Below are 11699 nucleotides of genomic sequence, written 5' to 3'. Positions count from 1 at the left end.
AGGCGCGGAGACGTGCCTTGTTTTCTCTACATAGAAGACCATTGATAACACATAAGTTTTAAAGCGCGGCATTGAAGCTAATTAGTTGCTCTACGCATTGGAATCTTGTAAGATTATGGCTTGAATAGGGGTGAATACATTGTTCAAATTTAATGACGAAAAAGACCATCTGAAATGTTCTTTCTGTGGCAAACCTCAAGAACAGGTTCGAAAACTGGTTGCAGGACCAGGTGTATATATATGTGACGAATGTATCGAGCTCTGCACGGAAATCGTGGAAGAAGAGCTGGGTACCGAAGAAGCGGTTGAGTTCAAGGAAGTTCCAAAACCGAAAGAGATCATGGATATCCTTGGGAACTATGTAATCGGCCAGGATAAAGCGAAAAAATCGCTGGCAGTAGCCGTTTACAACCATTACAAACGCGTCAATTCCCAAAGCAAGATCGACGATGTTGAACTTTCGAAATCGAATATCGTTTTGATCGGACCGACAGGAAGCGGGAAAACGCTATTGGCGCAAACACTGGCACGCATTTTGAACGTGCCGTTCGCCATAGCGGATGCGACATCCCTCACGGAAGCCGGCTATGTCGGTGAAGACGTCGAGAACATCCTGCTTAAACTGATCCAGGCTGCAGACTATGATGTTGAACGCGCTGAAAAAGGCATCATCTATATCGACGAGATCGATAAAGTGGCCCGTAAATCAGAGAACCCGTCAATCACGCGTGATGTATCGGGTGAAGGTGTTCAGCAGGCATTGCTGAAAATTCTTGAAGGCACGACTGCAAGCGTTCCACCGCAAGGCGGCCGCAAGCATCCGCATCAGGAATTCATCCAGATCGATACGACGAACGTATTGTTCATCGTGGGCGGTGCTTTTGACGGAGTAGATCAGATCATCAAACGCCGTCTGGGCAATAAAGTCATCGGTTTCGGTGCAGATCCGAACAAAGAGGAAGTCGACGAGAAATCATTGCTCAGCCAATTGATTCCGGAAGATCTGCTCAAATTCGGCCTGATTCCAGAATTCATCGGACGTTTGCCGGTCTTGGCAAGCCTCGAGCAATTGGATGAAAATGCCCTGGTGCAGATTCTGACAGAACCGAAAAACGCATTGATCAAGCAATATCAGAAAATGATGGAACTTGACGGTGTCGAATTGACGTTTGAAGACGAAGCGCTTGTGGAAATCGCGAAACTGGCGATCGAACGCAAAACAGGTGCCCGCGGTCTTCGCTCAATCATCGAGAATGTCATGCTTGATGTGATGTTCGACTTGCCTTCGCGTGAAGATATCGTGGAATGCATCATCACAAAAGAGACAATCACTGAAAAAGTTCAGCCAAAACTCATGTTGGAAGATGGCACTGAATACATTGCAGATAATAATGAGAAAACATCCGCGCGGTCTGGGCCAGTCCATTTTTTTGGTTTTTATATTCTTATATTCAGTTAATAACCGGTATTACGCAAAACAGAGTGATTCATAAACCGTGCTCCTGTTTTGCTTCATATCTAATTGAATCTTCTATAAATGAATGAACGGAAGAAGGCGGCTCCTGCAGGACTAGCTCCCTGCGGAAAGCGTCCTTCTGAAGTGAATTCATTAGACCCACTTACTTAGAAATATATTTATAGACACACACTCCCGGAGGTGGCTTACAGATGGCTAAGAAGAAAGTTACAAGACAGGTGCCTTTATTGCCGCTGCGTGGACTTCTTGTTTTCCCGACAATGGTTTTGCATATCGATGTCGGACGCGAGCGTTCAGTGGCTGCATTGGAACAGGCTTTACTTGAAGACAATATTATTTTCCTTGCGACCCAAAAGGATATCAATCTGGAACAGCCGGCGAAAGAGGATCTGCAACGCATCGGTACGCTTGCCTATGTCAAACAGATGCTGAAATTGCCGAACGGCACCATCCGTGTACTGGTTGAAGGACTTGAGCGCGGCCAGTGGAAATCGTATGAAGAGGGCGAAAAGTTCTCGATGGTGGAAGTGACTTCATTCCCCGATGAAACTGAAAAGGATGCCGAGCAGGATGCATTGATGCGTTTATTGCTTGAGCATTTTGAAAAATATTCCAAAGCATCGAAAAAGGTTACAAACGAAACATTCAAGACAGTGGAAGATATCGAAGAACCGGGACGGCTGGCTGATATGGTGGCATCGCACCTGCCTTTGAAGATGGCAGGCAAGCAAGAAATACTGGAAACTTTTGACATCAGCAAGCGTCTGGAGATGCTGATCGGCCGTCTGCATAATGAACACGAAGTCCTCGATTTGGAGAAACGCATCAATCAGCGCGTCAAAAAAGCGATGGAACAGACGCAAAAAGAATTCTATCTGCGGGAGCAGATGAAAGCGATCCAGACGGAACTTGGCGATAAAGACGGCAAAACAGGCGAAGTATCCGATTTGAAAAAACGGATCGACGCAGCCGGTATGCCGGAGTCGACGAAGAAGACCGCGTTGAAAGAGCTTGATCGCTACGAGAAATTGCCTTCTGCGGCAGCGGAAAGCGGCATTATCCGCAATTATATCGAGTGGTTAGTCACCATTCCATGGTCTGAAAAGACCGAAGACCGCCTCGATATCAAATACGCGGAAGAAGTTTTGAACCGTGATCATGATGGGCTTGAGACAGTAAAAGAACGGGTACTTGAGTACCTGGCTGTCCAGCAGATGACTCAATCACTGCGCGGACCGATCCTTTGCCTCGTCGGGCCTCCGGGCGTCGGTAAAACGTCGCTTGCAAAATCCATTGCCGAATCACTCGACCGCAAATTCGTCCGGATCTCCCTGGGCGGCGTACGTGACGAATCGGAAATCCGCGGCCACCGCCGCACATATGTCGGCGCCATGCCGGGCCGGATTATTCAGGGAATGAAACGAGCGGGTACGGTGAATCCGGTATTCCTTTTGGATGAAATCGAGAAAATGTCGAATGACTTCAGAGGAGATCCATCTGCAGCGATGCTGGAGGTATTGGACCCAGAACAGAATAATTCATTCAGCGATCATTATATAGAAGAAACTTATGATCTTTCGAACGTGCTTTTCATTGCCACAGCGAATGATCTCAGCACGATTCCAGGACCGCTGCGCGACCGGATGGAAGTCATTTCGATTGCAGGGTATACCGAAGCGGAAAAAATGGAAATCGCTAAGAATCATTTGGCGCCGAAACAAATTGCCGAACACGGTCTGACACCTGATCAGCTGCAATTTACAGATGATGCTTTCCTTGCGATTGTCCGTTACCACACGAGAGAAGCGGGCGTCCGCGGACTTGAGCGTCAGCTGGCATCGATTTGCCGTAAAGTGACGAAAGAAATCGTGTCAAAGGATAAGACGTCCGTCAAAGTGACGGAGTCGGAAGTCGAAGAATATCTGGGCAAACGCAAATTCCGTTACGGCATGGCTGAAACCGAAAATCAGGTCGGCGTTGCGACGGGCCTTGCCTACACGAGTGTGGGCGGCGACACGCTGCAGATCGAAGTGGCCCTGTCACCGGGCAAAGGAAAACTGCAATTGACCGGTAAACTTGGCGATGTCATGAAGGAATCAGCGCAGACGGCCTTGTCGTTCGTGCGTTCGAAAGCCGAGTCGCTTGGCCTGGATCCGAATTTCCACGAATCCCATGATATTCACATCCACGTTCCGGAAGGCGCTGTTCCAAAAGATGGCCCATCAGCCGGGATTACGATTGCGACTGCATTGGTATCCGCCTTGTCGAAACGTCCGATTCGCCGCGAAGTCGGCATGACGGGTGAAATCACCTTGCGTGGCCGTGTCCTGCCAATCGGCGGCGTAAAAGAAAAAACATTGAGTGCACACCGTGCAGGGCTTACGACAATCATCCTGCCGATGGAGAATGAACGCGACATCGAAGATATTCCGGATACCGTCCGTGAACAATTGACGTTCAAGTTTGTCTCCGAAGCAGACGAAGCGCTCGAAATCGCTTTAGAAGGAGAAAATAAATGAAAGTTCATAATGTAGAACTAGTAATAAGTGCCGTGCGTCCAGACCAGTATCCGGAAGACGGCCTGCCGGAATTTGCACTGGCAGGACGCTCAAATGTAGGAAAATCTTCCTTCATCAATAAAATGATCGGCCGCAAGAGCATGGCGCGCACTTCATCAAAACCGGGCAAGACGCAAACACTGAACTTCTATAAGATAGAAGAAAAGCTTTTCTATGTGGATGTTCCCGGCTATGGCTATGCCAAAGTTTCGAAAAGCGAGCGCGAAGCATGGGGCAAGATGATCGAGCGTTATATCACAGACCGTGAACCGCTGCGGGCAGTGATCCAGATTGTCGACCTGCGCCATCCGCCGAGCAATGATGATGTGGCCATGTATGATTTCATGAAGCATTATGATATCCCGTGCATCATCATCGCGACGAAAGCGGATAAGATTCCAAAAGGCAAATGGGACAAGCATAAGAAAATTGTCCGCGAAACCTTGGAAATGGATAAAAGAGATCCGTTGATCATCTTCTCATCCGAAACCGGACTCGGTTTCGACGAAGCCTGGAAAGAAATCGAAAAAAGAATGTAAGCGATGAAGCGCAGCCCAGGCTGCGCTTTTTTTGTGGAAAAGATGGCTGGTCAAGGGACCGGGCGGGGCTGACCCCGCCCACTGGGCAGTCCGCGGATGCGGACTGCTTTCAAATCTGTGGTTTTTCATTAGATGAAGATGTTTGAGTCGGCAATATCGGTTGAGCCGATCAATTTTTTGAGCCGAGTGATCATAGAACTGTTTGAATGATCATAGAATCGTGTGAGTGATCATAGAATCGTGTGAGTGATCATAGAATCGTTTGAGTGATCATAGAACCGTTTGAATGATCATAGAACCCGCGAACCCGCCCCCGCCTGTCCAAAAACTCGCTCCACGCCCCATTTCAGCCGCCAAGTTAACTGACAAATTCGAATAAGAGCTTAATCCTTGTCCCGCAATATGACCAATGCTAGAATTAGTTTATAATCATTCTAAATAAACATACTTCATTGCTTGTTCACAATTCCGGAGGCTTAGAATGCCCCGATAGTGGTATACTTATTTATATGAAATATGGAACGTGAAAGGTGTTTTGAACCCATGCATACACTAGTAGTCGGGGTGAATTACCGATCTGCACCTGTTGAGATCCGCGAGAAATTGTCATTTATCGAAAACGAACTTCCGCAGGCGATGCAGGCCTTAAACAAACAGAAAAGCGTATTGGAGAACGTCATCGTGTCTACGTGCAACCGCACGGAGATCTACGCTGTGGTCGACCAGCTCCATACTGGAAAATATTATGTGAAGCAGTTCCTGGCGGATTATTTCAATATTCCGCAGGAGGCGTTTTCGCAGTATTTATTTGTCCACGAAAAAGATGAAGCAGTCGAGCACCTTTTCCGCGTAACAGCAGGGATCGATTCGATGGTCCTTGGTGAAACGCAGATTCTTGGACAAGTGAGAGGCAGTTTCCTTGCCGGCCAGGAAATCGGGACGACAGGAACGGTCTTCAACCAATTATTCAAGCAAGCAGTTACGCTTGCGAAAAAAGCGCATACGGAAACAGCGATCGGTGAAAATGCCGTATCGGTGTCGTATGCAGCTGTGGAACTCGGTAAAAAGATCTTCGGTACATTGAAGAATAAACATGTTGTCATCCTCGGGGCCGGTAAAATGGGCGAGCTGGCGATTAAGAATCTTCAGGGCAGCGGAGCGGACCGCATCACGGTCATCAACCGGACATTCGAAAAAGCGGTCGGGCTGGCCGATAAATTCGGCGGCAGTGCAAAACCGTTGAATGAATTGCAATGTGCGCTGTTGGAAGCGGATATCCTGATTTCCTCTACAGGTGCCCAGGATTTCGTCATCGACCTTGAGTTGATGCAATTCGTGGAGAAATTGCGTAAAGGCAAGCCTTTATTCCTTGTGGATATTGCCGTGCCGCGTGATATGGATCCGCGTATCGGCGATTTGCCGAATGTGTTCCTATACGATATCGATGATATGCAGGGCATCGTCAACGCCAACCTCGCTGAGCGTGAACGCGCGGCTACGGAAATCGTGACGATGATCGACAAGGAAGCCGAACAGTTCAATGACTGGCTGACGACTCTTGGCGTAGTGCCTGTGATTTCAGCTTTGCGTGAGAAAGCGCTAGGCATCCAGGCGGAAACGATGGCGAGCATCGAGAACAAGATGCCGGACCTGACAGACCGCGAGAAGAAAATCCTGAACAAACATACGAAATCGATTATCAACCAATTATTGAAAGAGCCGATCCTTCAGGCGAAGGAAATGGGCGGCTCACCGAAATCGCGTGAGCAGCTGGAATTGTTCCAGAAGATTTTCGGTATAGAAGATGAAGTCGAAGTACAGATTGAAAAGCAGTCGCTCGCTGCCATGGCTAAATCTAAAAAAGCGGCGGAAGACAAGCAAAAGCAAAAACAGGAACAACCCGGATATTCATTCTAATCGGTTAGAGAGAGGCGTTTTCGGATCTATATGTTAAAATGTAGATACGAAGCGCCTTTAACTATGGAAATGAAGGGGAATGGGATGGCTGATATAACAATGGCAAGGCTGCACGAAGCTATGGTTATTCTATATGCTGTCAGCCTTGTTTTTTATTTTTTGGATTATATATATAAAGAGAAAAGGGCGGCTCGGATCGCGATGTCGCTGCTTGGCGTCGTATGGCTGATGCAGACGGTTTTTCTGGTGTTTTATATCATCGAGACGCAGCGTTTCCCGATTTTATCGTTGTTTGAAGGCATTTATTTCTATGCCTGGCTGCTGGTCACGTTATCACTGGTATTGAGGATTTTTTACCGTTTTGATTTTGCAGTATTCCTGCTGAATATCATTGGTTTCATCTTCATGACCATCCATACATTCGCACCGGTGCAGATCGACCGTTCGCCGGTTGGGGAGGCGCTGATCTCTGAACTGCTGTTTATCCACATCAGTTTTGCGATCCTGTCATATGCTGCATTTTCACTGTCGTTCGTTTTTTCCCTGCTCCATGTATTGCAATACCGCATGCTGAAGAAGAAGAAATGGACGAAACAATGGGGAAGCCTGCCATCACTCGGGCAGACGGAAAAAGGCATGACGATTTCGATCGGCGTCGGCATTTCGCTGCTGTTTGTGTCACTTGTGCTCGGATTCCAGTGGGCGTACATAGCGCTTGTCGATTTTTCGATTTTCGATTTGAAAATCGTCGGTTCGTTTATCCTGTTGGTCGTCTACAGCTTCGTTTTATGGCGCCACCGGAAAGGCACGCTGAACGGCTTTGCCTATTCAATGGCTCATATATATGCATTTTTAGTGCTGCTGATTAATTTCTTCCTCGGCAGCCGATTATCGGAATTCCATTTTTGGTATTAGGAAAGGTTGGATTGAATTGAGAAAAATTATCGTAGGATCTAGAAGAAGTAAGCTCGCGTTGACGCAGACGAACCAGTTCATCGAAAAAATGAAGGCTGCAGGAGCGCCTTTCGAATTTGAAATCAAGGAAATCATAACCAAAGGCGACCGCATCCTTGACGTGACATTGTCAAAAGTTGGCGGTAAAGGCCTTTTCGTAAAAGAAATCGAGCAGGCCCTTTTCAATAAGGAAATCGACTTTGCTGTCCACAGCATGAAAGATATGCCGTCAGTGCTGCCGGAAGGCTTCGTTATCGGCTGTGTGCCGCCGCGTGAAGATCCGCGGGATGCCTTCATCGCCAATGACCATATAAAATTCATGGATCTGCCGGTTGGGGCAAAAGTTGGAACGAGCAGCCTCCGCCGCAGTTCACAATTGCTTTTACTGCGTCCGGACCTTGATATCCAGTGGATCCGCGGCAATATCGATACACGTCTTGAAAAGTTAAGGTCAGGAGAGTTCGATGCCATTCTTTTAGCGGCAGCCGGTTTGAAGCGGATGGGCTGGAAAGATGACATCGTCACTGAATTCCTGAGTATCGAAGACTGCCTGCCGGCTATCGGCCAAGGCGCACTTGGGATCGAATGCCGTGGAGATGATACGGAATTACTTGCAGAACTTGCCAAAGTCAATGATGAAGATACAATGCTTGCAGTGAATGCAGAGCGTAAATTCCTGAAAGACATGAACGGCAGCTGCCAGGTTCCGATTGCAGGATACGCGACGGTTGAGAATGGTGAAATCACATTCACCGGGTTGATTGCTTCACCGGAAGCGGACCAGGTCTATAAAGAGACGGCAACGGATAAAGATCCGGTTGAAGCGGGACGTATCGTTGCAGAGAAAATCAGCGGACAGGGCGGCTATGACCTGATCCAGCGCGTCATCGCTGAGAGCAATGTGTAAGAGCGAAAAGCCGCTCGAAGGCACAACGATCGTTTTCACCGGTTCGACCTTGCCGGCTGAGGCTGCAGCACGCGTCGAAGAGTTCGGCGGGGAAGCAGTCTATCTGCCGTTGATCGAGACATCGATCCGCGCTGCGGAAAAGCCGGATTTCTCCGAATACGACTGGCTCATTTTCACCAGCCGCACAAGTGCTGCCGCGTTTTGCCAGTTGCGGGCGGCGGTTGACTTTAAAATCGCTGCTGTCGGCGAAAAGACGGCTGAGGTCCTTTCAGCAAACGGCTATCAGGTGGATTTCATCCCGACCGTCTACAGCGCCGACTGGTTCGTGAAAGAATTTCCGGAAATCGCAGACGGACAGAAATGTTTATTCATAAAAGGGGCGCTTGCGAAGAATACAATCGCAGCGATGCCGCTGCCGGTCGATGAATGGACGATTTACGACACCAGCCTGAAGCTGGAAAACGCACAGCAATTGAAGAACATGAAACATCAAACGATTATCTTTGCCAGCCCTTCGGCAGTTTCCGCTTACCGGAAAGCCGGAGGGGATTGGAAGGATATAGAGATAGCGGCGATCGGCCATGTAACTGAAAAGGCGATCCTCGATGAAGGCGGCCATGTCGACTTTGTACCCGCTGATTATACGTATATGAATATCGTCAACGAAATAGCGAAAGGAAGAGGCAAAGCATGAAAGATTTGAAATTCAACCGTCACCGCAGATTGCGCGGATCCGAAAACATTCGCGCGATGGTGCGTGAAACAAGACTTCACAAAGAAGATTTCATCTACCCGATTTTCGTCGTTGAAGGCGAAAATATCAAAGAGGAGATTTCATCGATGCCTGGTGTATTCCATTTTTCAATGGACCGCCTGGGTGAAGAATTGGATGAAGTCGTAGATCTTGGAATTCCTTCTGTCATCCTGTTCGGCGTGCCGAATGATAAAGATGCAGTCGGTTCTGAAGCATATCACGATCATGCGATCACACAGGAAGCGATCCGTTTTGCAAAAGAGCGCCATCCGGAACTACTGGTCATCGCTGATACGTGCCTGTGCCAATATACCGACCACGGGCACTGCGGCGTGATCGAAAACGGTATCGTCCTGAACGACGAATCGCTCGATCTTCTTGCCCGGACAGCTGTATCCCAGGCGAAAGCCGGTGCTGACATCATCGCTCCGTCGAACATGATGGACGGTTTCGTGGCAGCAATCCGCTATGGTCTGGATGAAGCAGGATTCCAGCATATCCCGATCATGAGCTATGCAGTGAAATATGCTTCCGCCTATTACGGTCCATTCCGTGAAGCCGCGCATTCAACACCGCAGTTCGGTGACCGCAAAACCTATCAGATGGATCCGGCAAACCGCCTCGAAGCCCTGCGCGAAGCAGCTTCAGATGTTGAAGAAGGCGCCGATTACCTGATGGTGAAACCGGCACTGTCCTATTTGGACGTTATCCGCGAAGTGCGTGATAATTTCGATTTGCCGATCGTTGCCTATAACGTGTCAGGCGAATATGCGATGGTCAAAGCAGCTGCGTTGAATGGCTGGGTCGATGAAGAGAAAATCGTTCTTGAAACTTTGCTCAGTATGAAACGCGCTGGAGCGGATATCATTATGACGTACCACGCGAAAGATGCGGTACGCTGGCTGGAGGGGAAATAAATGGCATACGAAAAATCAATAGCAGCATTCGATGAAGCGAAGAAATTGATGCCAGGCGGGGTCAACTCACCCGTACGCGCATTTAAATCCGTCAATATGGATCCGATTTTCATGGCATCCGGAAATGGCGCTACGATCACTGATATCGACGGCAATACCTATATCGATTACGTTCTTTCCTGGGGGCCGCTGATTTTGGGGCATGCCCATCCTGAAGTCGTAAAAGCGATCCAGGAAACGGCAGAACTCGGCACTTCATTCGGAGCGCCGACTGTTCTTGAAAATGACATGGCGAATATTGTGATGGAACGTGTTCCTTCCATTGAAATGGTGCGCATGGTTTCTTCCGGTACGGAAGCGACGATGAGTGCGCTTCGTGTAGCCCGCGGTTATACAGGACGCAATAAAATCCTGAAATTCGAAGGCTGCTACCACGGACACGGCGACAGCCTCCTGATCAAAGCGGGTTCAGGTGTTGCGACACTTGGCCTGCCGGATTCACCGGGCGTTCCGGAGTCGATCGCACAAAACACGATCACGGTTCCATACAACGATCTGGAAAGCGTCCGCGAAGCGTTCCGCCAATTCGGCGATGACCTTGCCGCTGTAATCGTTGAACCGGTTGCCGGCAATATGGGCGTCGTTCCACCGAATGAAGGTTTCCTTCAGGAGCTCCGCAACCTGACGACTGAAAACGGCACGATCCTCATCTTTGATGAAGTCATGACCGGATTCCGGGTCGGCTTTAATTGCGCGCAGGGCTATTACGGCGTAACACCTGATTTGACTTGCCTCGGCAAAGTGATCGGGGGCGGGCTTCCGGTCGGCGCATTCGGCGGCCGCCGTGAAATCATGCAGCAGGTTGCACCGAGCGGTTCGATTTACCAGGCAGGGACCCTGTCCGGAAATCCACTGGCGATGCGTGCAGGATTCGAAACCCTGTCACGCCTCAGCGAAGACAGCTACACGACGTTCATCGAACGCGGGGATCAGCTGGAAGCCGGCTTCCGTGCAGCGGCTGAGAAATACAATATTCCACACACCGTAAACCGTGCGGGCTCGATGATCGGCTTCTTCTTCACAAACGAACAGGTCGTCGATTTTGAAACAGCCAAAACATCCGATCTGGAGTTGTTTGCGGATTACTATAAACTGATGGCTGACGAAGGCATCTTCCTTCCGCCGTCCCAGTTCGAAGGCATGTTCCTGTCAACAGCGCATACCGAAGAACACATCGCCAAAACTGTTGAAGCGTTCCATACTGTCTTCGCAAAACTGGCACGTTAATAAAGAGGAGAGACAGCCGGGAGAATTTTTTCCGGCTGTTTTTTGATGGGGTAAGAATTGATAGTCGATATTCCGCAAAACAGCTTCGCTTTCCAAAACTCGTGCTCGTTCCACTTCGCCCGAGTGGATCTCAGCACTTCGCTAGAAAGGGAGTTGGCTTTCAAACTCCCTTTCTAATCCCTTGGGAGTCTGCGCTGTTTTGCTCCATATGTTTGGTTATTTTTCATTTTGATAGGAGTATTATTTTTTTGTACTTTTAAATAATGAGTAGAATCAGAATACTGGTAGTATAGGAGTTAAATCTCGGTCTTGTCGCTTTTCGCCTGCGAAAAGCATGCAATCGGGGTTTTCAATGTAAGAAAAGAGCCGATTACAGGACTTCGTCCGAA

9 protein-coding genes are annotated in these 11699 nt (G+C 48.7%); all 9 read left to right on the top strand.

The genetic code is table 11. From position 1 onward, the window contains the following. Nucleotides 1–139: 139 nt before the first annotated feature. The 9 genes from clpX (at nucleotide 140) to hemL (ending at nucleotide 11310) form a co-directional block, all read left to right on the top strand. Nucleotides 140–1459 carry an ATP-dependent protease ATP-binding subunit ClpX gene (clpX, locus tag IQ294_RS06275; protein ID WP_203333148.1) on the top strand — a complete coding sequence of 440 codons (1320 nt, stop codon included), beginning with the start codon at nucleotides 140–142 and terminating at the stop codon, nucleotides 1457–1459. 209 nt (nucleotides 1460–1668) lie between these two features. Further along, the gene (lon, locus tag IQ294_RS06270; RefSeq protein ID WP_203333147.1) at nucleotides 1669–3996 is read left to right on the top strand and encodes an endopeptidase La; all 2328 of its coding nucleotides are present in this window, start codon (nucleotides 1669–1671) and stop codon (nucleotides 3994–3996) included. Beyond that, on the top strand, nucleotides 3993–4574 hold the full coding sequence (gene yihA, locus IQ294_RS06265) for a ribosome biogenesis GTP-binding protein YihA/YsxC (protein ID WP_203333146.1): 582 nt from the start codon (nucleotides 3993–3995) through the stop codon (nucleotides 4572–4574). The genes lon and yihA overlap by 4 nt, the downstream gene beginning before the upstream one ends. A gap of 543 nt (nucleotides 4575–5117) precedes the next feature. Further along, nucleotides 5118–6491, top strand: coding sequence for a glutamyl-tRNA reductase (gene hemA, locus IQ294_RS06260; protein WP_203333145.1), 1374 nt, complete (start codon nucleotides 5118–5120; stop codon nucleotides 6489–6491). Nucleotides 6492–6575: 84 nt separating this feature from the next. Then, entirely contained in the window at nucleotides 6576–7406 is an 831-nt protein-coding gene (locus tag IQ294_RS06255) for a cytochrome C assembly family protein (protein WP_203333144.1), read from the top strand. Nucleotides 7407–7422: 16 nt separating this feature from the next. After that, nucleotides 7423–8352, top strand: a complete 930-nt coding sequence (hemC, locus tag IQ294_RS06250; protein WP_203333143.1) for a hydroxymethylbilane synthase — start codon at nucleotides 7423–7425, stop codon at nucleotides 8350–8352. After that, entirely contained in the window at nucleotides 8345–9046 is a 702-nt protein-coding gene (locus tag IQ294_RS06245; protein WP_203333142.1) for a uroporphyrinogen-III synthase, read from the top strand. Before hemC ends, IQ294_RS06245 begins: the two co-directional genes overlap by 8 nt. Further along, entirely contained in the window at nucleotides 9043–10023 is a 981-nt protein-coding gene (gene hemB, locus IQ294_RS06240) for a porphobilinogen synthase (protein ID WP_203333141.1), read from the top strand. The genes IQ294_RS06245 and hemB overlap by 4 nt, the downstream gene beginning before the upstream one ends. Continuing rightward, on the top strand, nucleotides 10024–11310 hold the full coding sequence (gene hemL / locus IQ294_RS06235) for a glutamate-1-semialdehyde 2,1-aminomutase (protein WP_203333140.1): 1287 nt from the start codon (nucleotides 10024–10026) through the stop codon (nucleotides 11308–11310). It abuts the gene before it with no gap. Nucleotides 11311–11699 lie beyond the last annotated feature (389 nt).

Origin of the sequence: Planococcus beigongshangi, assembly GCF_016820495.1 — a bacterium.
In the GTDB taxonomy this organism is placed as follows: domain Bacteria; phylum Bacillota; class Bacilli; order Bacillales_A; family Planococcaceae; genus Planococcus; species Planococcus beigongshangi.
The sequence above is the reverse complement of the archived record's forward strand: the minus strand, read 5'-3'. Positions and strand labels throughout refer to the sequence as shown.

Excerpts from the sequence above, each read along its gene's own strand:
- hemL (WP_203333140.1), top strand. The coding sequence starts at position 10,024 with ATGGCATACGAAAAATCAATAGCAGCATTCGATGAAGCGAAGAAATTG.
- lon (WP_203333147.1), top strand. The coding sequence starts at position 1,669 with ATGGCTAAGAAGAAAGTTACAAGACAGGTGCCTTTATTGCCGCTGCGT.
- IQ294_RS06255 (WP_203333144.1), top strand. The coding sequence starts at position 6,576 with ATGGCTGATATAACAATGGCAAGGCTGCACGAAGCTATGGTTATTCTA.
- yihA (WP_203333146.1), top strand. The coding sequence starts at position 3,993 with ATGAAAGTTCATAATGTAGAACTAGTAATAAGTGCCGTGCGTCCAGAC.
- hemA (WP_203333145.1), top strand. The coding sequence starts at position 5,118 with ATGCATACACTAGTAGTCGGGGTGAATTACCGATCTGCACCTGTTGAG.
- IQ294_RS06245 (WP_203333142.1), top strand. The coding sequence starts at position 8,345 with ATGTGTAAGAGCGAAAAGCCGCTCGAAGGCACAACGATCGTTTTCACC.
- hemB (WP_203333141.1), top strand. The coding sequence starts at position 9,043 with ATGAAAGATTTGAAATTCAACCGTCACCGCAGATTGCGCGGATCCGAA.